At 71.4% G+C, this 22,741-nt stretch carries 26 protein-coding genes and 4 tRNA genes; 11 read left to right on the forward strand and 19 right to left on the reverse strand.

Features of this window, described 5'->3' with window-relative positions; all coding sequences use genetic code 11:
* Both FHP06_RS01295 and FHP06_RS01300 read left to right on the forward strand, forming a co-directional pair.
* On the forward strand, positions 1–1,119 hold the full coding sequence (locus FHP06_RS01295; RefSeq protein WP_147683037.1) for an alkaline phosphatase family protein: 1,119 nt from the start codon (positions 1–3) through the stop codon (positions 1,117–1,119).
* Positions 1,120–1,135: 16 nt separating this feature from the next.
* Positions 1,136–1,789: a thymidine kinase gene (locus FHP06_RS01300; RefSeq protein WP_147683039.1), complete on the forward strand. Its 654-nt coding sequence runs from the start codon at positions 1,136–1,138 to the stop codon at positions 1,787–1,789.
* Positions 1,790–1,934: 145 nt separating this feature from the next.
* On the opposite strand, the gene secD is transcribed toward FHP06_RS01300, so the two are convergent.
* From secD to FHP06_RS01330, 6 genes are all read right to left on the reverse strand, one after another.
* Positions 1,935–4,232: a protein translocase subunit SecD gene (secD, locus tag FHP06_RS01305; protein ID WP_147683041.1), complete on the reverse strand. Its 2,298-nt coding sequence runs from the start codon at positions 4,230–4,232 to the stop codon at positions 1,935–1,937.
* Between the two features lie 49 nt (positions 4,233–4,281).
* Positions 4,282–4,617 carry a hypothetical protein gene (locus FHP06_RS01310; RefSeq protein ID WP_147683042.1) on the reverse strand — a complete coding sequence of 112 codons (336 nt, stop codon included), beginning with the start codon at positions 4,615–4,617 and terminating at the stop codon, positions 4,282–4,284.
* Positions 4,618–4,836: 219 nt separating this feature from the next.
* Positions 4,837–5,427, reverse strand: coding sequence for a hypothetical protein (locus FHP06_RS01315; protein ID WP_230973363.1), 591 nt, complete (start codon positions 5,425–5,427; stop codon positions 4,837–4,839).
* Between the two features lie 24 nt (positions 5,428–5,451).
* The gene (gene efeU, locus FHP06_RS01320; protein WP_147683044.1) at positions 5,452–6,279 is read right to left on the reverse strand and encodes an iron uptake transporter permease EfeU; all 828 of its coding nucleotides are present in this window, start codon (positions 6,277–6,279) and stop codon (positions 5,452–5,454) included.
* A 23-nt stretch (positions 6,280–6,302) separates the two neighbouring features.
* Positions 6,303–7,535 (reverse strand): ribonuclease D, encoded by a 1,233-nt coding sequence (locus tag FHP06_RS01325; protein ID WP_147683048.1) that lies wholly within the window; start codon positions 7,533–7,535, stop codon positions 6,303–6,305.
* Positions 7,532–8,113, reverse strand: a complete 582-nt coding sequence (locus FHP06_RS01330) for a DUF3000 domain-containing protein (RefSeq protein WP_147683050.1) — start codon at positions 8,111–8,113, stop codon at positions 7,532–7,534. Before FHP06_RS01330 ends, FHP06_RS01325 begins: the two co-directional genes overlap by 4 nt.
* A gap of 84 nt (positions 8,114–8,197) precedes the next feature.
* On the opposite strand from FHP06_RS01330, the gene hemE reads away from it, so the two are divergent.
* From hemE to hemQ, 3 genes are read left to right on the forward strand one after another with little or no spacing between them, the layout of a single operon-like run.
* A complete protein-coding gene (hemE, locus tag FHP06_RS01335; RefSeq protein WP_222706338.1) occupies positions 8,198–9,217 on the forward strand; it encodes a uroporphyrinogen decarboxylase in 1,020 nt (339 codons plus the stop codon).
* Positions 9,217–10,509: a protoporphyrinogen oxidase gene (gene hemG, locus FHP06_RS01340; RefSeq protein ID WP_147683052.1), complete on the forward strand. Its 1,293-nt coding sequence runs from the start codon at positions 9,217–9,219 to the stop codon at positions 10,507–10,509. Before hemE ends, hemG begins: the two co-directional genes overlap by 1 nt.
* Positions 10,510–10,513: 4 nt before the next feature.
* Positions 10,514–11,215, forward strand: coding sequence for a hydrogen peroxide-dependent heme synthase (gene hemQ, locus FHP06_RS01345; RefSeq protein ID WP_147683054.1), 702 nt, complete (start codon positions 10,514–10,516; stop codon positions 11,213–11,215).
* Positions 11,216–11,371: 156 nt separating this feature from the next.
* On the opposite strand, the gene msrB is transcribed toward hemQ, so the two are convergent.
* The 7 genes from msrB to FHP06_RS01380 form a co-directional block, all read right to left on the reverse strand.
* Entirely contained in the window at positions 11,372–11,818 is a 447-nt protein-coding gene (msrB, locus tag FHP06_RS01350; RefSeq protein WP_147683056.1) for a peptide-methionine (R)-S-oxide reductase MsrB, read from the reverse strand.
* Between the two features lie 64 nt (positions 11,819–11,882).
* Complete coding sequence (locus FHP06_RS01355; RefSeq protein WP_147683058.1) at positions 11,883–12,377, reverse strand: hypothetical protein; 495 nt, start codon at positions 12,375–12,377, stop codon at positions 11,883–11,885.
* 30 nt (positions 12,378–12,407) lie between these two features.
* Positions 12,408–13,043 (reverse strand): dihydrofolate reductase family protein, encoded by a 636-nt coding sequence (locus FHP06_RS01360; RefSeq protein ID WP_147683060.1) that lies wholly within the window; start codon positions 13,041–13,043, stop codon positions 12,408–12,410.
* Between the two features lie 35 nt (positions 13,044–13,078).
* A complete protein-coding gene (locus FHP06_RS01365; RefSeq protein WP_147683062.1) occupies positions 13,079–13,837 on the reverse strand; it encodes a sirohydrochlorin chelatase in 759 nt (252 codons plus the stop codon).
* On the reverse strand, positions 13,834–14,019 hold the full coding sequence (locus tag FHP06_RS01370; protein ID WP_147683064.1) for a hypothetical protein: 186 nt from the start codon (positions 14,017–14,019) through the stop codon (positions 13,834–13,836). Before FHP06_RS01370 ends, FHP06_RS01365 begins: the two co-directional genes overlap by 4 nt.
* The gene (locus tag FHP06_RS01375; RefSeq protein ID WP_147683065.1) at positions 14,016–15,701 is read right to left on the reverse strand and encodes a nitrite/sulfite reductase; all 1,686 of its coding nucleotides are present in this window, start codon (positions 15,699–15,701) and stop codon (positions 14,016–14,018) included. Before FHP06_RS01375 ends, FHP06_RS01370 begins: the two co-directional genes overlap by 4 nt.
* 293 nt (positions 15,702–15,994) lie before the next feature.
* Positions 15,995–16,618, reverse strand: a complete 624-nt coding sequence (locus FHP06_RS01380; protein ID WP_147683067.1) for a hypothetical protein — start codon at positions 16,616–16,618, stop codon at positions 15,995–15,997.
* Positions 16,619–16,653: 35 nt separating this feature from the next.
* Here FHP06_RS01380 and FHP06_RS01385 point away from each other — a divergent pair, with 35 nt between their 5' ends.
* Positions 16,654–17,571, forward strand: coding sequence for a YihY/virulence factor BrkB family protein (locus FHP06_RS01385; protein WP_147683069.1), 918 nt, complete (start codon positions 16,654–16,656; stop codon positions 17,569–17,571).
* Positions 17,571–17,924: a DUF488 domain-containing protein gene (locus FHP06_RS01390; RefSeq protein WP_147683071.1), complete on the forward strand. Its 354-nt coding sequence runs from the start codon at positions 17,571–17,573 to the stop codon at positions 17,922–17,924. Before FHP06_RS01385 ends, FHP06_RS01390 begins: the two co-directional genes overlap by 1 nt.
* Before the next feature lie 44 nt (positions 17,925–17,968).
* Here the strand turns inward: FHP06_RS01390 and FHP06_RS01395 are convergent.
* The 3 genes from FHP06_RS01395 to FHP06_RS01405 all read right to left on the reverse strand — a co-directional run bounded on the left by FHP06_RS01395 (position 17,969) and on the right by FHP06_RS01405 (position 18,236).
* Positions 17,969–18,043: transfer RNA gene (locus FHP06_RS01395), tRNA-Val, on the reverse strand.
* Positions 18,044–18,066: 23 nt separating this feature from the next.
* A tRNA-Cys gene (locus FHP06_RS01400) sits at positions 18,067–18,137 on the reverse strand.
* Between the two features lie 27 nt (positions 18,138–18,164).
* A tRNA-Gly gene (locus FHP06_RS01405) sits at positions 18,165–18,236 on the reverse strand.
* A 106-nt stretch (positions 18,237–18,342) separates the two neighbouring features.
* On the opposite strand from FHP06_RS01405, the gene FHP06_RS01410 reads away from it, so the two are divergent.
* The 4 genes from FHP06_RS01410 (at position 18,343) to FHP06_RS01425 (ending at position 21,268) form a co-directional block, all read left to right on the forward strand.
* Positions 18,343–19,176 (forward strand): aminotransferase class IV, encoded by an 834-nt coding sequence (locus FHP06_RS01410; RefSeq protein ID WP_147683073.1) that lies wholly within the window; start codon positions 18,343–18,345, stop codon positions 19,174–19,176.
* Positions 19,177–19,230: 54 nt separating this feature from the next.
* Positions 19,231–19,302, forward strand: a tRNA-Val gene (locus tag FHP06_RS01415).
* Between the two features lie 168 nt (positions 19,303–19,470).
* Positions 19,471–19,728, forward strand: coding sequence for a hypothetical protein (locus FHP06_RS01420; RefSeq protein ID WP_147683075.1), 258 nt, complete (start codon positions 19,471–19,473; stop codon positions 19,726–19,728).
* A gap of 52 nt (positions 19,729–19,780) precedes the next feature.
* Positions 19,781–21,268 carry an adenylate/guanylate cyclase domain-containing protein gene (locus FHP06_RS01425; protein WP_147683077.1) on the forward strand — a complete coding sequence of 496 codons (1,488 nt, stop codon included), beginning with the start codon at positions 19,781–19,783 and terminating at the stop codon, positions 21,266–21,268.
* Here FHP06_RS01425 and FHP06_RS01430 read toward each other — a convergent pair whose 3' ends face one another.
* The 3 genes from FHP06_RS01430 to FHP06_RS01440 all read right to left on the reverse strand — a co-directional run bounded on the left by FHP06_RS01430 (position 21,269) and on the right by FHP06_RS01440 (position 22,740).
* On the reverse strand, positions 21,269–21,667 hold the full coding sequence (locus tag FHP06_RS01430; protein WP_147683079.1) for a hypothetical protein: 399 nt from the start codon (positions 21,665–21,667) through the stop codon (positions 21,269–21,271).
* 79 nt (positions 21,668–21,746) lie between these two features.
* On the reverse strand, positions 21,747–22,124 hold the full coding sequence (locus tag FHP06_RS01435; RefSeq protein WP_147683081.1) for a hypothetical protein: 378 nt from the start codon (positions 22,122–22,124) through the stop codon (positions 21,747–21,749).
* A gap of 16 nt (positions 22,125–22,140) precedes the next feature.
* Complete coding sequence (locus FHP06_RS01440; RefSeq protein ID WP_147683083.1) at positions 22,141–22,740, reverse strand: acetoacetate decarboxylase family protein; 600 nt, start codon at positions 22,738–22,740, stop codon at positions 22,141–22,143.
* Position 22,741: the final 1 nt, after the last annotated feature.

A 22,741-nucleotide genomic window follows, 5' to 3' on the forward strand; every position in this document is an offset into this window, starting at 1 on the left:
ATGACACCGCCCTCCGTCGCGTCCTTCGGGCCGCGGGGTCGTCACACCCTCGACGAGCTGCTGCCGTCCGTGGGCGCCGCCACCGGCGCGGCCGGCTTCACCGACACGCTCGGGCTCCCGTCGGCGCCGCGGTACGTCGTCATGGTGGTCGACGGGCTCGGCCACCACCTCCTGCAGGAGCACGCCGACGTCGCCCCGTTCCTGGCGTCGCTGTCCGGCGTCCCGGACGTCGTGTGCGGCGTGCCGTCCACCACGGCCACGAGCCTCACCTCGCTCGGCACCGGCCTGCGCGCCGGCGAGCACGGCGTCGTCGGCTACACCAGCCGCGTCCCGGCCACGGGTGAGCGGCTGAACTCGCTGACCTGGGACCAACCGGTCGACCCGGACACCTGGCAGCCGCACCGCACGGTCCTGGAGCTGCTGCAGGACGCCGGGGTGGCCGCCTCGTCGGTCAACGACGCGAAGTTCGAGGGATCCGGCCTGACCCGCTGCAGCCAGCGCGGCGTGCCGTACCACGGCATCACGTCCGTCTGGGAGCGCACCGACGTCGTCGTCGACGTGGTGGAGGAGGCGCCGCGGTCGGTGGTCTACGCCTACGAGTCGCGCCTCGACCACACCGGCCACGCCAAGGGCTGCACGTCGCCGGAGTGGCGCGACATGCTGGCCGCCGTCGACACGGAGCTGGCCGACCTTCGCCAAGCCCTGCCCGCCGATGCGGTCCTGGTGGTCACGGCCGACCACGGGATGATCGACCTCCCGCAGGAGGACCGGTTCGACATCGAGGAGCACCCGGCCCTGCGCGACGACGTCGTCCTCGTGGCCGGGGAGGCGCGGTTCCGGCACGTCTACACGCGGGCCGGTGCGGAGGCGGACGTCGCCGCCCGGTGGGCCGACCTGCTCGGCGACCGCGCGATCGTCAGCACCCAGGCCGGCCTGGACGACTGGTTCGGCCCGATCTCGCCCGACGTGCGCGGCCGGATCGGCGACGTCGTGGTGGCCTCCCTCGGTGACTTCGCCGTGTTCTCGTCGGCCGACTTCGCCATCGAGATGAAGATGCACGGCTTCCACGGATCCGTCAGCGAGGCGGAGCTCGCGATCCCGCTCCTGGTGGCCGAGTGATGACAAGATTGACGCCGTGGCGGAGCTGAACTTCTACTCGGGGACGATGGACTGCGGCAAGAGCACGCTGGCGCTGCAGATGGACCACAACCACCGGGCCCGGGGCCGCGTCGGCATGGTGTTCACGTCGCACGACCGCGCCGGGGTCGCCACGCTGTCCAGCCGCCTCGGCCTCGAGGTCGAGGCCGTCGAGGTCACGCCGGACCTGAGCTTCTGGGACGTCGTCGTCGACTCCCTGACCCACGGCGGGCGCATCGACTACCTCGTGTGCGACGAGGCGCAGTTCTACACGCGCCAGCACATCGACCAGCTCGCCAAGGTGGTCGACGAGCTGTCCATCGACGTGTTCGCCTTCGGCATCCTCACCGACTTCCGCAGCCGCCTGTTCGAGGGCTCGGCCCGGCTCGTCGAGCTCGCCGACCACGTCATGACGCTGCAGGTCGAAGCACTGTGCTGGTGCGGCGAGCGCGCCACGCACAACGCCCGCACCGAGAACGGCGTCATGGTCACCGAGGGCGAGGTCATCGTCGTCGGCGACGTCGAGGACGAGACCCACACGGCCCCGACCGTCGGCTACGAGGTGCTCTGCCGCCGCCACCACCGCCGCCGGATGACCGCCGCCACCGCCCGCGCCGCCGCCATGTCTCCCGATGTGCTCCCATTTGGGTGAACCGAGCTCGCCCCTGCGTCGCTTCGGTCGCTAGCGGCGGAGCCGCGGGAGGGAGCTCTGCGACCGAAGCGACGTCACCGTCGACACCCGCGTCAGGTCGCTTCGCTTCGCTCCCGGGCTTCGCCCTAGCGACCGAGATCCGGCGCTAGATCACCGCTCCGTCGCTGCGGCCGTCGTCGATGTGGGCGTACGGGTCCGGGGTGCGCTGGCGCGCCCGCTGCTCGTCGAACGGCCAGCGCTCCTCCAGCACGACGGCCAGGGCCGACGCGGTGAAGATCGTCGACAGGATGCCGACGGACAGGCCGAGCAGGAGGGCGATGGCGAAGTCGGTCAGCGAGTCGCCGCCCAGGAACGCGAGCGCCGCGAGGATGAACATGGCGCCCAGGCCGGTGTTCACCGTGCGGGGCACGGTGTGCAGGATCGCCTCGTTGACCACCTCGCGCAGCGGCCGTGATCGGTTCTCCGCCGTGTGCTCGCGGATGCGGTCGAACACGACGATCGTGTCGTTGACGGCCAGGCCGATGATCGACAGCACGGCGGCGAGGAACACGCCGTCGATCGGCTTGCCCCACCACGCGAAGGTGCCGATGACCGTGAGCACCACGGACGACATCGACAGGACCGCGGCCGCGGCGAACGTCCAGCGGAACCGCCAGGCGAGGTAGATCATCTGCGCGGCGATCGCGATGGCGAACGCGATCAGGGCCTTCTTGCGCAGCTCGTCGCCGAGGCTCGGGCCGATCAGCTCGTCCCGCTCCTTCGTGACGTCGCCGCCGACCGTCCCGATGGCACGCTCGACGGCGAACGCCTCGTCGTTCGTCAACTCGCTGCTGCGGACCGTGATGTTCTCCGTCTCGCCGTCGCCGGACGACGCCTGCACGACCGCGGTCGGGAACCCGGCGTCGCTGACGGCCTCGCGGGCCTCCTCGACGTCGACCTGCTTCGACGTGGAGTACTCGAGCAGACGACCGCCGGTGAACTCAACGCCGAGGTCGAGCCCGCGCACGACGATGCCCAGCACGGAGACCACGCCGACCAGGGCGGTCACGGCGATCCAGGTGCCGCTGCGGCGCATGAGGTTCGGCCCGTCCTCGGTGAGCCACCGACGGAGCCGGCCGGTGCCGGCGATGCCGCTCCAGGCCGGGTGCGACCGCACCGGGCGTCGGCGCACCGCCCACTCGGCGAGGACGCGGGCGACCACCAGCGCGGAGAACATCGACGCGATGACGCCGATGGACAGGGTCACGCCGAAGCCCTTGACCGGTCCGGACGCGAGGAAGAACAGCAGCCCGGCGGCCAGTAGCGTCGTGACGTTGGAGTCGATGATCGCCGACCATGCCTTGGTGAAGCCGGTCTCCAGGGCGGGGGAGAGCTCACCCCGTTCTCTGGCGGCGTGCTCCTCGCGCGCTCGCTCGAAGACGAGGACGTTCGCGTCGATCGCGAGGCCGATGGCGAGCACGAAGCCCGCGAGGCCGGGCAGGGTCAACGTCGCACCGAGCCACACGAGAAGTCCGTACGCGATCAGGGCGTAGGTGCCCAGGGCGATGGTCGCCATGAAGCCGACCAGCCGGTAGACGACGACGATGAACAGGCCGGTGAGGGTGATGCCGATGATCGCGGCCTCGATCGACGCGTCGATGGCGGCCTTGCCGAGCGTGGGGCCGACGGTGCGCTGCTCGATGACCTCGACCGGCACCGGCAGGGCGCCACCCTTGATCAGGACGGCGAGATCCTTGGCGCTCGACTGGGTGAACGACCCGCTGATCGTGGTGGCGTTGCTGCCGCCGGCGGCGCAGAGGTCGGGCACGACGCCGGGGGAGGAGATGACCTCGTTGTCGAGCATGATCGCGACGCGCTGGCCGGCCTGCTGGTTCGCGCAGGCGGAACGCACGAGCTCGCGCCAGCCGTCCTGGCCGCCCCCGTTGAAGTCGACGTTGACGACCCACTGGCCGATGCCCTGCTCGGGCGTCGTGGCGACGGCGTCGGACACACCGTTGCCGTCGAGGACGGCCGGGCCCAGGGCGATGGGTGCGCCGCTCTCGTCCTGGACGATGCGCTCCTCGTCGGTGAACTCCTCGCCCGGCTGCGGGATGCGCAGCACCTCGTGGAACGTCAGCTGGGCGGTGCGGCCGATGACCTTCGCGGCCTCGCGCGGGTCCTGCAGGCCCGGCAGCTCGACGATGATCCGCTTCTCGCCGGACCGGGCGAGGGTCGGCTCGGCGACGCCGAGGGCGTCGACGCGGCCGCGGAGCACCTCGAGGGCACGATCGGTGGACTCGGCGTCGGCGGTGACGCGGTCGGAGTCCTTGGTCTCCAGGACGATCTGGGTGCCGCCCTTGAGGTCGAGGCCGAGCTTGGCCGAGCTCGTGAGGGCAAGGGCGAGTGCGGCGGCGACGACCGCGAAGGCGGCCAGCGCGCGCCACACGGGGGCGCGAAGGGACATGGTTCTGCTCTCGGACGTGCGGCGGAGTGCCGCGGGACGGACGGACGGCTCAGGAGGCCGGCGGTCCGCGTCCGAGCGCGGTGGGGGTGGCGAGACCGGTCAGGCCGGTCCGGGCCTGGTCGACGACGATCGAGGCGTGCTCGTCCGAGACGTCGGTGCTCGAGGGCGGCGTGGTCGCGTCGAGGTGGTGCACGATCTTCGCCGACGAGGCGACGTGCGCGGCCTGCGAGCGCGCCGACGGGTGCGCCTTCTGTGCGTGCACTCCGGTGGCGACGCTGCGCTGCGAGTGCGCCGCGGCCTGCGCGGCGCCACCCGGCACGACGACGGCCAGCGCCAGGACGAGGGCGGTCAGCAGCCCGCCCAGACCCCCTCGCCGCCTCGTCATGCCGAGAGTCTAGGTGGTCTCGATACACCTCCAGCTCGCTGGCGCTCGCGGAGGCACTCGACCACCGAGGTTCGGTGAGTCTTGCGCCGGGCTGGGAAGCGCCTCACGGCGCGTGGCCGCTCGTAGCGGCATATGTTGGGACCCGGGGCTTACCCAGCCCGACGCGGAGTCCAGCCTAACCGAGGGTCCCGACCGGACAAGGCACATCCACGAGCGAAATCACGGGAGGGTGCCGGCTCGCTCCAGCGTGGCGGCTTTTCGCAGGTGGATGGCCATGTCGACGAGCCGCGCCGCGCTCGCAGGGTCGCCGCTGTCGACCTGCGCGCGCCCGACGCCGACGATGTGCGCGAAGGCCGCGGCGCGGTCGAGCATGACGTCGAAGTCGTCGCCGACGATGCCGCTCACGACGGTGTCGACGAGGGTGAGGACCTCCTCGGGACCGGGCGGGTCGACGACCCCGGCCAGGACCTCGTGGACGGGCGCGTAGGCCTTGCCGGCCGCGAACTCGCGGGCCGCCTGGTCGGGCTTGGCGTGCACCCAGGTGCGCAGGAGGTACAGCCGCCACAGCGCACCCGCGACCGAGTCGGCGGCCGCGTGGGACCAGAGCTCGGCGATGACGCCGAGGCCTTCCTCGTCGGCGAGGTGGAGCACCCGGTCGACCAGGCCGGCGTCAGCGTCGTCGTGCGGACCACGCACCAGGAGGTTGGCGATCCGGTGTCCCGCGGCCGTGGCCTCGGCCGGGTCCGCGCCGTCCGCCAGCGCCTCGAACATGGCGGCTCCGGGGAGGGAGGGACGGCGGTACTCGCTCACCCGACCACCGTAACCGCCGAGCGGTCACGCCTCCGCGGCGACGCGAGTGGGCGCCGGCGTGCGACGCCCGAGGTAGAGCCAGAGCACGGGGACGACGTACGCGACCCACACGACGGTCTGCAGCCACGTCGGGTTCGGCTGGAAGTTCAGCGTTCCCTTCAGGAGGGTGCCGTACCAGCTGTCCGGCGGGATGGCGCCGGAGATGTCGAACGCCAGCGACGTCAGGCCCGGCAGGACGTCGGCCTCTTGGAGGTCGTGGAACCCGTACGCCAGCACGCCGGCGGCGACGAGGATCAGCAGGGCGCCGGTGATGGTGAAGAAGCGGCCGAGGTTGATGCGCAGGGCGCCGCGGTAGATGAGGTAGCCGAGCACGACGGCCACGAGGATGCCGGAGACCGCTCCGAGGAACGGGTCGCTCGTGGTGCTCGCGTTGATCGTGGACCAGAGGATGGCCGCGGTCTCCAGTCCCTCGCGGCCGACGGTCAGGAACGAGACCGTCACGAGCGCTGTGGCGCCGAGGGCCAGAGCGTCGGACATCTGTCCCTCGAGCTCGCGCTTCAGGTGGCGCGCGGTGCGGCGCATCCAGAAGATCATCCAGGTCACGAGGAGGGCAGCGGCGATCGACATGCTGCCGCCGACGATCTCCTGCGTGCGGAAGGACAGCTGGTCGAAGATCAGCTCGACGGCGGTGAAGATCGCGAGGACGACGACGATCGCGGCCACCACGCCGGTCCAGACGTGCCGCAGCTCCGAGCGACGGTCGGTCTTGACCAGGTAGGCGACCAGGATGCTGACGATCAGGCTGGCCTCGAGACCCTCGCGCAGACCGATGAGGAAGTTCGCGGCGAGCACGGGCTCATCGTACGCAGGGTTGCCTAACCTGACGCGAGCGCCTCCAGCAGAGCGGGCACGGTCAGCTCACGCTGCCAGGGACGAGCCCCTCCGTCCTCGAGCACGGCGTCGACGGCCTCGGCGGAGAGCGGTTCGGGCGGCTCCCACGCGAGGCCGCGGACGAGGTGCGGGGTGAGGAGGTTCTCGACCGGCAGGTCGTGCTGCTCCGCCAGCGAGCCGATGGCCTCACGGGCCCGTCCCAGCCGGGCGGCGGCTTCCGGGAACTTCTCGGCCCACGCCCGCGGAGGCGGGGGACCGTCGCGTCGCGGCGACGACCGGGGCAGCTCGTCCTCGGCCATCCCGAGCCCGCGCTCGATCGCGTCGTGCCACTGGCTGACGAACCGTCGCGGGCCGCGGTTGCGCATCACGCGCGCCTGCTTGAGGGCGGTGAGGTCGGCCGGCGGGGACGAGGCCAGGTCCAGGATCGAGGAGTCGGGCAGGATGCGGCCGGGCGTGATGTCGCGCTGCTCGGCGATCTCGTCGCGGGCGTTCCAGATCTCGCGCACCAGCCCGAGGGCGCGCCGGCCGCGGACCTTGTGGATGCCCGACGTGCGCCGCCAGGGGTCCTCGCGGGTCGGCGGCCCGGTGAACGACAGCAGGGCCTCGAAGTCCTGGGCGGCCCACTCGGACTTGCCGGTGGCCTCGAGCTCGGCGGCGATCAGGTCGCGCAGCTCGACGAGCACCTCGACGTCGAGCGCGGCGTACAGCAGCCAGGGCTCGGGCAGCGGGCGGGTGGACCAGTCCGCGGCGGAGTGCTCCTTGGCCAGGCTGCGGCCCAGGTAGTGCTCGACGAGGGACGCGAGGCCGACGCGGGGCAGGTTGAGAAGACGTCCGGCGAGCTCGGTGTCGAACAGGCGGCGCGGCCGGAGACCGACCTCCGCGAGGCAGGGGAGGTCCTGCGTGGCCGCGTGCAGGATCCACTCGGCGTCGCCGATCGCGGCGTCGAGGGCCGTCAGGTCGTCGAAGGCGATGGGGTCGATGAGTCCTGTACCGGCACCCTCGCGCCGGACCTGGACCAGGTAGGCACGCTGCGAGTAGCGATAGCCGGAGGCGCGCTCGGCGTCGAGGGCCACCGGACCTGAACCCGCGGCGACCTTGGCGCAGTAGTCGGCGAGGGCGGACTCGGTGTCGATGACCGGCGGCAGCGGGTCCCGCAGGAGCAGCGGCGGTGACGGTGCGGCAACCTCGTCCTCGGGCACCGCTTCCTCAGCAGTCACCGCCCACCGCGTCGGCGCGGCTGCAGGGGGATGACGCCCGGTGCGAGCGGCGGCAGGCCAGCGAGCGCGCACAGGAGGTCGGCCCACGCGGCGACGTGAGGACCCATGTCGGACGTCGGGGTCCACGACGCGCGGACCTCGACCTGGGCGTCGGCGCCGTCGGCCGCCATCTCGCCGAAGCCCTCCGTGTGGACCACCGTGACGCTGCCGCTCGGAGCCGTGAACTCACCGCCGTGCGAGTCGAGCGCGTCAGTCAGCCAGCTCCAGCCGACGGTGGGCAGCGACGGGTCGGCGGCCATCTCGGCCTCGACGTCGGCGCGGGCGAACGTGACGCAACGGAACGTGCCGCCCCAGGCGTCGTTGCCGGCTGGGTCGTGCAGGACGATGAACCGTCCGGTGCCGACCTCCTCACCGCCGAGCGAGACGTCGCCGCTGACCGCGTGCGCGAACGGCGCGATGCGCTGCGGCGCAGGCATGGTGTCGACCGCGACCTCGGGTCGCAGGACGGCGCGGCCCACCTGCTCGACTGCTGCAGTGAAGGCGGGGGGAGTGCGATCGATCTCGCTACGAACACCCACACCGTGATCGTAGGCGTGCCGGGCGACGGATGGGGGATCGACACACTGACGCATGGCCCCACCTGGGAGGATTGGGGGGTGACCCTGTCTGACAGCGCCTTCCTGCGCGCCGCCCGCGGCGAGGCCGCCGATCACGTCCCGGTGTGGTTCATGCGCCAGGCCGGCCGCTCGCTCCCGGAGTACCGCAAGCTGCGCGAGGGCGTCCCGATGCTGGAGTCCTGCTTCCGCACGGACCTGATCGTGGAGATCACCATGCAGCCGGTCCGCCGCCTCGGCGTCGACGCGGCGATCTTCTTCTCCGACATCGTGGTGCCGCTCAAGGCCATCGGCGTCGACCTGGACATCGTGCCCGGCACGGGTCCCGTGATCGCCGACCCGATCCGCCGTCGCGACCAGCTCGACCAGCTTCGTGACGTCGAGCCCGACGACGTCAGCACGATCACCGACGCCGTCACCGCGCTGACCGAGGAGCTCGGCGACACGCCGCTCATCGGGTTCGCCGGGGCGCCGTTCACCTTGGCGTCGTACCTGATCGAGGGCGGCCCGTCGCGCGACCACCGCGTCACCAAGGCGCTCATGCACTCCGAGCCCGACCTGTGGCACGCCCTGCTCGGCCGGCTGGCCGCCATCGCCGGGCAGTTCCTGAGGGCGCAGATCGAGGCCGGCGCGTCCGCGATCCAGCTGTTCGACTCCTGGGCCGGCACCCTGCCGCTCGCCGACTACCAGACGTTCGTCGCGCCGCACTCGGCCGCGGTGCTGGCCTCGGTCGCCGACCTCGGCGTGCCGCGCATCCACTTCGGCGTCGGCACCGGCGAGCTCCTCGGCGCGATGGGCGACGCGGGTGCCGAGGTCGTGGGCGTCGACTGGCGCGTCCCCCTCGACGAGGCGGTCGAGCGCATCGCGCCCGGCAAGTCCGTGCAGGGCAACCTCGACCCGACGCTGCTGTTCGCGCCCACGGAGGTCGTGCACGCGAAGGCGGCCGACATCATCGCGGCCGGCCGCAAGGCGCCCGGCCACATCTTCAACCTCGGCCACGGCGTGCTGCCGGAGACCGATCCCGAGGCCCTGGCGAGGCTCGTCGACTTCGTCCACGCCCAGAGCTGATGCGGGTCGCCGTCGTCGGAGGCGGGATCGCCGGTCTCACGGCGGCCTTCGAGCTGAGCCGCGCGGGCGTCGACACCGTCCTCCTCGAGGGGTCCGACCGGATCGGCGGCAAGCTCCGCCGCGAGGACGTCGGCGGCGTGACGCTCGACGTCGGCGCCGAGGCGATGCTGCAGCGTCGTCCGGAGGCCCTGGACCTCAGCCGTCAGGCGGGGATCGGCGAGCACCTCGTCGACGCCGCCACGACGCAGGCCTCCATCTGGTCGCGCGGCGAGCTGCACCGCCTGCCGCGCACCGTGATGGGCGTGCCGGCCGAGCCCGTCGACTTCGTGACGGTCGAGCAGCGGTCGGTCGCCGTGCCGGACGAGGACATCTCCGTCGCGGAGTACGTGTCCGAGCGTGCCGGGACCGAGGTGCTGGACCGGCTGGTCGAGCCGCTGCTCGGTGGCGTCTACGCCGGGCATGCCGATGCCCTGTCCCTCGCGTCGGCCGGCGCGCAGCTCAAGGCTCTCGGTCCTGATCCGCTCGCCGCGGCCGCCGCCACGACCCCGACACCCGGGCCGGTGTTCGCCGGACTGGTCGGTGGCGTCGGACGGCTGCCGGAAGCCGTGACCACCGCTATCGCGGACGAGGTCGACATCCGGCTGGGCACGGTCGTGCGTGGGTTGTCGCGGTCCGGGACCGGGTGGGACGTCGTCACCAGCCGGGGCACCGAGCAGTACGACGCGGTGGTCGTCGCGGCCCCCGCACCGGCGTCCGGCCGCATTCTGGCGGAAGCGGCACCGGAGGCGGCCTTCGAGCTGGCCGACTTCACGTACGCCAGCGTCGCCATCGTGACGTTCGTGATCGACGCCGACGTCGAGCTCCCCGGCTCAGGCTTCCTCGTCCCGCCGGTCGACGGCACCGCCATCAAGGGCGCGACGTTCTCGTCGAACAAGTGGGCCTGGCTGGCCGAGCTCGGGCGCACGGTGCTGCGGGCGTCCGTCGGCCGAGCCGGCGAGACCACCCTGCTGCACTCCGACGACGCGACTGTCGCCGACGCCGCGCTGGCCGACCTCCGCGCCGTCGTCGGAGGTCTGCCCGACCCGGCGGCGTGGCACGTCCAGCGCTGGGGCGGTGCGCTCCCGCAGTACGAGGTGGGCCACCTGGATCGCGTCGCGGTCATCGACCGTGCGGTCGCCGCGGTTCCCGGCCTGGAGGTGTGCGGTGCCGCCTACCGAGGCGTCGGGATCCCGGCCGTGATCGCGTCGGCACGCGAGGCGGTGTCCCGTCTGTTGTCGGACTTGGGACACTGAAGACATGGTCGAGAACAAGGGCAAGCTGGCGAAAGAGATCAACGAGACCATCCGCTACACGATGTGGTCCGTCTTCCGACTGGATCGCGTGCTCGGCGACGCGGACCGCGCCACCGAGGCGGCCGAGGTCGACGCACTGATCGCCAAGCTCGGCGACGACGACGTCGTCGTGCGCGGCACGTACGACGTCAGCGGCATGCGCGCCGACGCCGACCTGATGATCTGGTGGCACGCCCCCACGGCCGAGGCCCTGCAGTCGGCCTACAACGCCTTCCGCCGCACCGCGCTCGGCTCCCGGATGGCGCCGGTCTGGTCGCAGACCGCCGTGCACCGGCCGGCCGAGTTCAACAAGTCGCACATCCCCGCGTTCATGGCCGAGGAGCAGTCCCGCGCGTGGGTGTGCGTGTACCCGTTCGTGCGGTCGTACGAGTGGTACCTGCTGCCGGACGAGGAGCGTCGCGACATGCTGCGGGAGCACGGCATGCAGGCGCGCGAGTACCCGGACGTCCGCGCCAACACCGTCGCGTCGTTCGCCCTCGGCGACTACGAGTGGATCCTCGCCTTTGAGGCCGACGACCTGCACCGCATCGTCGACGTCATGCGCGAGCTGCGCGCCAGCCGCGCCCGCCGGCACGTGCGCGTGGAGATCCCGTTCTACACGGGCAAGGCGCACACCGTCGCCGAGCTGACCACGCTCTGGCCCTAGGTCAGCCCTCGGTGGTCGAGCTGGTCGAGACCACGTCCTTTCGACAGGCTCAAGGACCGGTGGTTGCGTCAGCCCTCGGTGGTTGAGCTTCAGCCCTCGGTGGTTGAGCTGGTCGAAACCACGTCCTTTCGACAGGCTCAAGGACCGGTGGTTGCGTCAGCCCTCGGTGGTCGAGCTGGTCGAGACCACGTCGTCCTTGCTGGCGTCGGGGACCTGGGTCAGGCTGATGCCGTTGATGCAGTAGCGCTGGTCAGTGGGGGTGTCGAAGCCCTCACCCTCGAAGACGTGGCCCAGGTGGGAGCCGCAGTTGGCGCAGCGCACCTCGGTACGGACGCCGAACATCGAGCGGTCCTCGAGGTACTCGACGCGGTCCTCGGCCAGCGGGGCGTAGAACGCCGGCCAGCCGCAGTGGGCGTCGAACTTGGTCTCGCTGCGGAACAGCTCGGCGCCGCAGGCGCGGCACGCGTAGACGCCGACGGTGTCGTCGGTCTCGAACGGGCTGCTGAACGGCCGCTCGGTGCCGGCCTCTCGGAGCACGTGGTACTCGGCGGCGCTCAGCTCGGAGCGCCACTCGTCATCGGTCTTCTCGACGGGGTGGGCCATGCCTCAAGACTACCGAGCAGCGGAAGGCGAACCCCGTCCGCGGAGATGACGAGCCGGTGACGGATCAGGGTGCCTGGGCGGAGAACGGGACGTGCTCCAGCAGGTGCAGCGTGGGGACGTCGAGGGCCCGCTTGGCGCGCGACGTCCAGTCGAGGTGGAGGAACTCGCGCACCACGTGGGGCTCGGTGAGGATGATGGCCTCCGCCGCGCTGGTGGACTCGACGAGCGCGCACAGCGCCTGCACGGGGTCGTCCTCGGTGAGCGTCGCGGTGACCTGTTGGCCACGGCCGGTCAGGAGGGCGGCGCTGGCGTCGAGCTCGGCCTGGCCGCTCGTGGTCATCTCGTCCTGGACGTCGGCGATCACGTCGGCGTCGCCGATCGACACGATCTGACCACCGCCGAGGGCGCTCATCGACGACGCCAGCAGTGCCGACGACGTGTCGACGGGAAGGAGCAGGTGGTAGGTGACGGTCTCGTCGAGACCTTCGTGCAGGGACAGCAGCTGATCGGCGTCCAGGTCGGTGAGCTGGCGTTCGATGAGCAGGGCCACGTCGTACATGGCGACTCCCTTCGCCGGGGTACTTCCACTCTACGACCGGTCGCGCACCCACCGCGTCAGCAGGACGTCGCCGACGGCCTCGGCGTGGCCGAGCGTCATGCCGTGGTGGACGGCGTGCCGGCTGTGCGAGATGCGGGGCGCGTCGCCCGACGCGACGACCGGCGCGACGGTCAGGCACACCTCGTCGACGAGGTCGCGGCGGAGCAGCTCGCCGTGCAGGGTCGGGCCACCCTCGCAGAGGATCTTTCGCCAACCACGGGCGTCGAAGTCGGCCAGCACGGCGTCCCAGTCGATCTCGACCTCGCCGTGCGCGATCACCTCGACGCCGGCCTCGCGCAGGACCGCTTGCCCGTCCGCGTCGGCGTCCTCGGTGGTGACCACCACCTGGCCCGGCGCCCGGAGCCGGTCCGGCACCTCCAGGCTCAGGCTCACGACGGCGATCGGGACGTCGGCCGGTCCGTAGCGCTCGATGCGCGCGGTGCCGGCGCCGACGACGATGACGTCGGCCAGCCTCCGGAGGAGCTGGAACACCTCGGAGTCGATGTCGCCGCCGAGCGTCCCGGTGACCCCGGTGACGTCATAGGCGGCGCCGTCGACCGTGCAGACGAAGTTCGTCCGCACCCAGGGCCGGTCGGCCTCGGGGTACGCGTACAGGGCCTCGTCCATGGACGAAGCGTACGGGCGCACCCCGAGGTCGAGCGTCAGGCGAAGGCGGCCTCGAGCGGCACCAGGTCGACGGCGCCCACGGCGTAGCGGGCCAGGACGACCTCGGCGACGATCTCGTCGGCCCCCAGGGGTTCTGCGACGGCGACCGCGCCGGCCTCGAGCGCCAGCTCCTTGACCCGGTCGGTCAGCCGGCCGGGTGCGAGGAACAGCATGCCCACGGCGATGTGCCGGCGTCCGTCCGCACGGTGCGTGCGCACGGCCTCACCGGCGGCCGGGGGAGCGCTCGACGCGAACGCCGCGATCGTCGGCAGCTTGTGCCGGGCACCCCACGCACGGGCCGCCCGGGCGATCGCCGCGTTGGCGACCGGGTCCGACGAGCCCGCACCGGCGAGCACCAGGGCGTCGAGCTCCCGCACACGGTGCTGGGCCAGGACGTCGCGGAGACGCTGGTCGAGCACCTGGAAGAACGCGTGCTCGACGCCGAGCACCTTCGTGACGGTGATCTTGACGCCGGGGTGACGCCGCAGCGCCGCGTCGACGACGTCCGGGACGTCGTTCGTGGCGTGGTACGCCTCGGTCAGCAGGAGCGGGACGACGACGATCTCGCCGTGGCCCTCGGCCACCAGCCGGTCGACGACGGCGTCGAAGTCTGGCTCGTTGAGGTCGAGGAACGCCGGCTCCACGCGGAGGCCAGGACGCATGCACGCCACAGTCTCCGTCAGGGCAGTGATGGTCTCGGCAGAACGCGGGTCGCGGCTGCCGTGCGCCAGAGCGATGAGTGCTGGTGCGGTCACGGTGCTGTCCTCCTTCCAGAGGTCGGGTCGTGCTGGGGGTTGAGGATGCCGAGGAACGACAAGCTGAAGGCTCGCTGACAGGAGCGACACTCCCACTGGCCGTGCTTCTCGCCGTGCGGGCGGAGGTCCTCCTCGCCGCAGAACGGGCAGTGGAACGGGACGGCGCGTGCGCTGGAGCTCATCGGAGCGCCTCCTCGTCGGCGCGGGCGACCCAGCGGGCGAACGACTCGCCGTCGGCGCGCTCCTTGAGGTAGATCCGCACGAGCCGCTCGACGTAGTCGGTGAGGTGCTCGCTGGTGACCTTGTGCGCCCGGAGCTTGCGGCCGAACCCGGCGTCGAGGCCGAGCGCGCCACCGAGGTGCACCTGGAAGCCCTCGACCTGCTCGCCGTCGTCGTCGAGCACGAGCATGCCCTTGAGGCCGATGTCGGCCGTCTGGATGCGGGCACAGGAGTTGGGGCAGCCGTTGACGTTGATCGTGATCGGCGTGTCCAGGTCCGGGATGCGCTCGGCGAGGTCGTTGACGAGGCGCTCGGCGCGCTCCTTGGTCTCGACGATCGCGAGCTTGCAGTACTCGATGCCGGTGCAGGCCATCGTGTTGCGGCGGAACTGCGACGGTCGGGCGTGCAGGCCCAGCTCGTCGAGCGCGGCGATGAGCGACTCGACCTTGTCCTCCTCGACGTCGAGGACCAGGAGCTTCTGCATCGGCGTGGTGCGGACACGGTTCGAGCCGTGCGCCTCGACCACGTCGGCGATCTGGTTCAGCAGCGTGCCGGAGACGCGACCGACGCTCGGGGCGACGCCGACGAAGAACTTGCCGTCCTTCTGCGGGAAGACGCCGACGTGGTCGGCCGGGGTCTCGGGCGCACCCGGGTCGTCGAAGTCGATGAGCGACCGCTTCAGGTACTCGGTCTCGAGCACCTCGCGGAACTTCTCCACGCCCCAGTCGGCCACCAGGAACTTCAGGCGGGCGCGCGAGCGGAGGCGGCGGTAGCCGTAGTCGCGGAAGACGCTCGTGACGCCCTCCCAGACCTCGGGCACCTCGTCCAGCGGCACCCAGACGCCGAGGCGCTGCGCCAGCATCGGGTTCGTCGACAGACCGCCGCCGATCCAGAGGTCGAGGCCGGGGCCGTGCTCGGGGTGGACGGCGCCGACGAACGCGATGTCGTTGATCTGCGGCACGACGTCGTGGCCGGGGTGCCCGCTGATGGCGGTCTTGTACTTGCGCGGCAGGTTCGAGAACGCCTTGTCGCCGATGTACGTGCTCTCGATCGCGTCGACGGCCGACGACGCGTCGAGGATCTCGTCGGCGGCGACGCCGGCTACCGGGCTGCCGAGGATGACGCGCGGGCAGTCGCCGCACGCCTCCTGAGTCGACAGGCCGACGGCCTCCAAGCGCTCCCAGATCGACGGGACGTCGCGGACGTCGATCCAGTGGTACTGGATGTTCTGCCGGTCGGTGAGGTCGGCGGTGTCACGGGCGTGCTCGACCGAGATGTCGGCGATCGTGCGGAGCTGCTCGAGGCTGAGCTGCCCGCCGTCGATCCGCACGCGCATCATGAAGTAGCGGTCGTCGAGCTCCTCGGGCTCCAGCGTCGCGGTCTTGCCGCCGTGGATGCCGGGCTTGCGCTGAGTGTAGAGGCCCCACCAGCGGAACCGGCCGCGCATGTCGCCCGGGTCGATGCTGTCGAAGCCGCGGACCGAGTAGATGTTCTCGATGCGGGCGCGGACGTTGAGCGGGTTGTCGTCCTTCTTGGACTGCTCGTTGGCGTTCAGCGGCTCGCGGTACCCGAGCGCCCACTGGCCCTCGCCGCGCTTCGGGCGCGGGCGTGCGACGCGTGGGGTGGGGGAGTCGGTGACAGACATGAGGTCGCTCTCTGCGAACTGGTGCTCTACGAACGGGGGACAGGTTCGGATCAGGAGATCAGCGACACAGCATGGTGCGGGCGCGACCGAGGTCCACGTGGAGACGTGCCACGAGGTAGGTGGTCCGAGCGCTCAGCATGGGGACAAGTCTGGGAGCCGGAATCCCCGCCGGACAAACGTCCGTCTCGAAATACGGGACGTACGTCCGTCATGCGAGACGCGCAGGCGTGGATGTGCGACGGCCCCGCCGGAGATCGGTCCTTCGTGTGGTCCGGATCACGCCCGGCCTCGGGCTACTCCGGCGGCGTGACGAGGGTGATCGCGTACGGACCGATCGCCGATCCGACCAGTCCGGCGATCGCCGCGATGACGGCGATCTCCCACGAGATGAGGTCCGCCGTGGCGAGACCGAGGACCACGGCGGGGTTGAGGGCGGCGGCGAACGGCACGCCCAGCGACGCCCCGGAGAGCAGCGGGGGAGCCGCCGACCAGGCCGGCGACTCACCGCTGTCGAGCGCGAGCAGCAGCCACGAGGCGAGGAGGGCGAGGACGGCCACGACGACGCCGGTCGCGACGCGGCTGGGGTCGTCCCAGACCAGCGTGCCGGTCAGCTCGTCGTCCAGGCCGAGCGCGGCGAACCCGCCCGCCACGGCGCCGACCACCTGGGCGGCGACGAGCGGCAGGAGCAGCCCGGTCGAACGTCGTCCGACCAGCGCCAGGGTGAGCGCGGCGGCCGGGCTGAGCAGCGCGAGACCGGACTCGTCGTCCGTGCTGTGCAGGGAGGCGACCCAGGTCGCGAGGGCGACGAACGCGGCCACGGCGAGCACCGAGAGGGTCGCGTCGGGAGCCCGCAGCGCGAGCGCGGCGACGAACGTGGTCAGGGCGGAGATGATCGCCGCGGCGCTCAGTGAACGCATGCCGGTCCCGAATTCATGTCGCTACCGTAGGGCCCATGGCGGTGGAACCGGTAGACCGGCCGGACGGCTCTGCCGCCGGCCGATCACGCGACCTCGCCTGGCTGCTCGACGAGGTCAAGGTGCTGGTCACCCGCACCGTGTCCATCTGCTTCCGGTACCGCGTCACCGGCCTGGCCGCCGAGGCGGCGTTCTTCGCGATCCTGTCGCTGCCGCCGCTGGTGTTCGGTCTCGCCGGCACGATCGGCTACGTCGCGCGGCAGTTCGAGGTCACCCAGGTCGACGTGCTCAAGGACCGCGTCCTGGATCTCGCCGGTCAGGCGCTGACGCCCGACACGGTCGACAAGGTCATCGCTCCCACGCTGAACGACGTGCTCGACTCCGGCCGCATCGACGTCGTCTCCGTCGGGTTCGTGCTGGCGCTGTGGTCCGGCTCCCGCGCCCTGAACGTCTTCATCGACACCATCACGATCATGTACGGCCTGGGTGGACAGCGCGGCATCGTCAAGACGCGCGCGCTGTCGTTCTCGCTCTACCTGGTCGCGCTGCTGATCGGCATCGTGCTCGTGCCGCTCGTGCTCGCCGGGCCGGACGTGGTGGCCGACGTCATCCCCGACAGCATGGCGTCGCTGCGCCAGGCCTACTGGCCGCTCGTGCTGGTGCTGTCCGTCGGCTTCATGACGTCGCTGTACCACCTGTCGGTGCCGGCGAAGAAGACGTGGCGCTCGGGCCTCCCGGGCGCGGTCTTCACCCTGACGATGTGGATCGTCGGCAGCTACTTCGTCCGGTGGGCGCTCGGCTTCTCGTCGGGCGGCACGTCGATCTACGGACCGCTGGCCGCGCCGATCGCGGTGCTGCTGTGGCTCTACGTCCTGTCGATCTCGGTGCTCATCGGTGCGGCCATCAACGCCGCGCTCGACGCCGAGCGCCATCCCCGCGCCGGCCGGACGAGCTGATGGACGTCCGGGTCAGGCGGGTCTACGACGAGCCGGAGCCGGGCGACGGCACCCGCGTGCTGGTCGACCGGCTCTGGCCGCGCGGCCTGTCCAAGGACGCCGCGGCGCTCGACCACTGGCTCCGCGACATCGCCCCGTCCACCGAGCTCCGCCACTGGTTCGACCACACGGCGGAGCGCCGGGCGGAGTTCGAGGAGCGGTACCGAGCCGAGCTGGAGGACGACGACCACGCGCCCCCGCTGGCGGAGCTGCGAGCGCTCGCGGAGACCGGTCCGGTGACGCTCTTGACGGCGACGAAGGACCTCAACCTCAGCCACGCGCCCATCCTGCGCGAGGTGCTGCGCGGGGGCTGAGATGTGACAGCGGGCCGGAGATCAATCCTCCGGCCCGCTGCTGGTGGTGGGCGATACTGGGTTTGAACCAGTGACCTCTTCCGTGTCAGGGAAGCGCGCTACCGCTGCGCCAATCGCCCGTGGTGTTCAGTTGTGAAGCTCGAGGTGGGTACGGGATTTGAACCCGTGTAAACGGATTTGCAGTCCGTTGCCTCGCCTCTCGGCCAACCCACCGCTGGATGGGCTTGATGACCCGCTCCGAGCGGACGACGGGATTCGAACCCGCGACCCTCACCTTGGCAAGGTGATGCTCTACCACTGAGCCACGTCCGCGTTGCCCCGACGCTGTGCTGGTCTAACTGGGGCGACACGAAACCTTAGCCGATCGGCACGACTCGGCCCAAACCGGGGGAGGGCTCTCCGGAGGTACCGTGGGCGGATGAAGGCGTGGCTCGACGGACACCTGCTGGAATCCCCGGACCAACCCGCGATCGGGGTGCTCGACCACGGTCTCGTCGTGGGCGACGGGGTCTTCGAGACGGTCAAGATCGAGAACGGCTCACCGTTCGCGCTGACGCGCCACCTCGACCGGCTCGTCCGCTCTGCCGAGGGTCTCGGCATCGGCACGCCCGACGTCGGCGCCGTCCGCGAGGGCGTCGCCGCGACGATGGAAGGACAGGACCTGCCGTTCGGCCGGATCCGCGTCACCGTCACCTCCGGGCGCGGCCCGCTCGGGTCGCCGCGCGGCGGCCACGGGCTCACCACCGTCGTGGTCACCGAGGCGTGCGAGCGGCCGCCGTCGGTGAGCTCGATCATCACGGTGCCGTGGCCCCGCAACGAGCGCGGTGCCCTGTCCGGGCTGAAGACCACGTCGTACGCGGAGAACGCGAAGATGGTCGAGGCGGCCATCGCCGCCGGAGCTTCCGAGGCCGTCATGCCGAACACCACCGGCCTGCTCTGCGAGGGCACCGGCTCGAACATCATGTACGTGCTCGGCGAGCAGCTGATCACGCCGACGCTCGACTCCGGCTGCCTCGCCGGTGTCACCCGCGCGCTCGTGCTCGAGTGGTGCGCCGGTGAGCTCGACGTCATCGAGAAGGACGCCCCGATCGAGGTCCTGCAGGACGCCGACGAGGTGATCCTGGTCGGCACCACCCGCGACGTGCAGGGCATCTCGAAGGTCGACGGCCGCGAGGTCGCGGCGCCCGGGCCGGTCACCCGTCGGGCGCAGGAGATCTGGGCCCGCGAGGCGGCCAAGGACGTCGATCCGTAGGACCCGACGCGATTCGTGACCGGGGCGGACGGTGCGTTAGGGTTTTCTCCGCACGGGCGATTGGCGCAGTGGTAGCGCGCTTCGTTCACACCGAAGAGGTCACTGGTTCGAACCCAGTATCGCCCACCCGATCAGCCTGAGATCTGCTCATCGGTGGTCTCGATACACGCCCAGCTGGCGCTCGCGAGCGCACTCGACCACCGGCGGCTCGGTGATCGAGTGCCTGCGAGCTCTGCGAGCGGGCGTATCGAGATCACGTCCCGATCCATCGAACATCTGTTCTAGACTTCGCCGATGGGCGGCAACCGGCGCTACGGCGACAGGTCACCGGCCCCGCCCGCGCCGACCCGGCGCATCCGGCACGTCTGGATCGCGCCGTCCGCGCAGTACGGTGACATGACGCCGTGGCCCGGGCTCATCGTGCAGTGGCAGAAGCGCGACGACGGGTGGTGGGCGCTCGTCGCGATGGTCACCATCGACGGCTCGCTCGTCGTGAAGTGGCGGCACGGGCGGTTCATCCGGCCGGCCACCACGAGCATCGACGGCCGGTAGTGGATGAACCGTTCCCTGGGTCACTCCGGTCCGGCTCTCCTAGGCTTCCGGCATGGACCAGGTGCCCACCCAGTACCTCGACCGGGACGGTGCCGCGCTCGCGTACCAGGTGGTGGGGGACGGCCCGGTGGACCAGGTGTGCGTGTGGGACTTCATCCAGCACCTGGACCTGTTGTGGACCGATCCCGACATTCACCACGCCTACGAGCGCGGTGCACGGTACGCGCGCACCATCTACCTCCAACCCCGCGGCTTCGGCCTGTCCGACCGCATCCCGTACGTCCCGACGCTCGAGCAGCAGGCCGAGGACGTCCTCGCAGTGATGGACGCCGTCGGGGTTCGGCAGGCGACGCTGGTCGGCGCCCTCGCCATGTCGAGCGTCGCGGCGCTCGTGGCGGCCAAGGCGCCCGACCGCGTGAAGGGGCTCGTGCTGGTCAACCCGCTCGTGCGGGGCGTCGAGACCGACGCGGAGCAGCACGGCTGGCCTCCGGGGACGATCGAGCCGTTCGTCGAGGACTACCGGCGCGCGTTCGAGAACTGGGGGTCCGGGGAGACCATCGACCTGTGGGACTCGACGCTCGCCACGCCACGGGCCCGTCGGCTCATGGCGATGCTGGAGCGCTCGTCGGCGACGCCGAGCGCGGCGCGTGCCTACTTCGAGTGGGTGCAGGGCCTCGACATCGAGGAGGTCCTGCCGCTGGTGCAGGCGCCCACGCACGTGGTCAAGGTGCCGACGAACCCGCTGCCGGAGCCCGTCGTGCGACGCGTCGCCGACCTCATCCCGAACGCGACCTTCCATGTGCCGCCGCCGACGCCTCCTGGCGCCTCCGTGGGCTCCGCCTGGCTGCCGATCGCCGACCACATCGAGGAGGTGGCCACCGGCCGGCCCCACCCGCCCGAGGCTGACCGCTTCCTCGGCACCGTCCTGTTCACCGACGTCGTGTCGTCCACCGAGCTGCTGGCCCGGGTGGGCGACGCCGAGTACCGCCGGATCCGGTCCGACCACGAGCGGCAGGTCCAGCACGCCGTGGAGACGCGCGGCGGCCGCCTGCTCACCGTCACCGGCGACGGCACCTTGAGCGTCTTCGACGGCCCGACGTCGGCCGTCCGGTGCGCCGAGGTCATCTGCCGCGAGGCCGAGGACCTCGGCATCTCCGTGCGAGCGGGCGTCCACACCGGCGAGCTCGAGCGCGACGGCCTGAACGTCACGGGCCTCGCCGTGCACACCGGCGCGCGGGTCTCCGCCGCAGCGGGACCGGGTCAGGTGCTGGTGTCGCGCACGGTCTGCGACCTCGTCGCCGGCTCCGGCCTCGCCTTCGAGAGCATCGGCGAACGCGACCTCAAGGGCATCCCGGGCCGGTGGGAGCTGTTCGCCGTCACCGGCGTCGGCAGGAAGCCCGCCCTGGCGACCGACGACTCCCTGGCGACGTCGATGGACCGGTTCGCGGTCCGGGCGGCCCGACGGGCGCCGCGCGTGCTGCGCGCCGCAGCACGGTTGTCCAACGCCGTCGAGCGGCGGCGGGCGGAGCGGGCGTCCTGATCAGAACAGGCAGGAGTCCAGGTGCCATTCGCCGGACTCCTTGATCCAGCGCTGCTTGGCGTCGCTGATCTGCGGGATGTCCAGCGTGTAGGTGACGCGGGCGCGGTCGCTCTCGACGGAGATCTTCACGTCCTGCGGCTCGACCTCGTCGCCGACGAGGTTCTGGTGGATGAGCTTGGAGTTGCGGACGTACGTGGACTTGGGGTCCTTGGCGCGGCAGCGGTTCGACATCAGCTCGTACGCCTCGCCGCCCCGCCCGCCGAAGATGGTCTCGACGAAGACGTCGACCTGCTTGCGGATCTGCCCCTCGTCACCGGTGCTGCCGGTCAGGCCTCCGGGCTGGATGGTGCACGCACCGGTCATCAGCACCGTGGCGGCCACGATGGCCCAGCGTCGCATGGCAATGACTCCCGCCCGAGATTGACGTTCTTGGGACGAAGCGTAGGCGTCGGACGCCGTTCGCGGAGGGGATTCGGAACTACTCCCCGGCGCAGGCCGCGTAGGCCTTGGAGTACACCGGCAGGTCCTGCAGCGGTGCCTCCTTCGGGCGGACGATCTCCGTCCCGGTCCGGGCGAACATCTCGTTGTTGTAGACGATCAGCCGGCTGTCGTCGTCGCACTCGATGACGTCCTGCACGCCCTTCGTGCCGTTCACGTAGCAGGTCTCGTAGTCGTCGGGCAGGGTCGCTCCGGCTTTCCAGACGTCACCGCACGCGGGACCCGGGCCACCAGAGTCCGCGGGGGCGCTGCTCGACGGCTCCGACGCGTCCGGCCTCTTGTCGCCGTCGTCGCTGCCCGACGAGCACCCGGCCAGGCTGAGGATCGCGACGGTCAGGACGAGCAGCAGGCGGCGCATCCCCTGAGCCTACGTGTCAGCGGTGGCCGAACAGGATGTGGAACGGGGTGGCCGCGACGGTCAGGAGCGGTCGCCGGCCGGCGAGGAACCCCAGGCGGCCGTCTGGCGCGAACGACCAGCGAGCGCGCACGAGGCCGTAGCGGATGCGACCCCGCACCGGCGAGACGAGGGCACGCTCGTCACGCTCCTGAGCGAGGCGGAAGCCCATCGGCAGCATGAACGGCAGCCGCCGGCGTCGGCCCACCGCGAGCGACCCGATCCCGATGCCGGCGTACGACCGGTGCGGCGCGGTCTCGAACTCGGCCAGGTCCTTCGGGATCGCCCACAGCTCGCGTCCGCCGGCCATCGACGCCGGGCTGTCGACCCAGATGTCGGTGATCGTGACCCGCGGGCGCAGGCCCTGCCGGGTGAGCACGGTCGCCATGATCTCGTCGTAGGTGAGCGGGCTCGGCTCCTCGTAGCGGAAGAACGCCGCCGCCACGATCGCACGACCGAGGATGCGCACGACCTTGACGCCGGGGACGCCCGGCGCGGGCGTGCGGTCGCGGGGGAGCAGCCACACCCCGATGTAGGCGTGGCCGTGCAGGTCCCAGGGCTCGGGCGGGTAGGACGTCACG

Origin of the sequence: Aeromicrobium terrae, assembly GCF_008039565.1 — a bacterium.
In the GTDB taxonomy this organism is placed as follows: Bacteria; Actinomycetota; Actinomycetes; order Propionibacteriales; family Nocardioidaceae; genus Aeromicrobium; species Aeromicrobium terrae.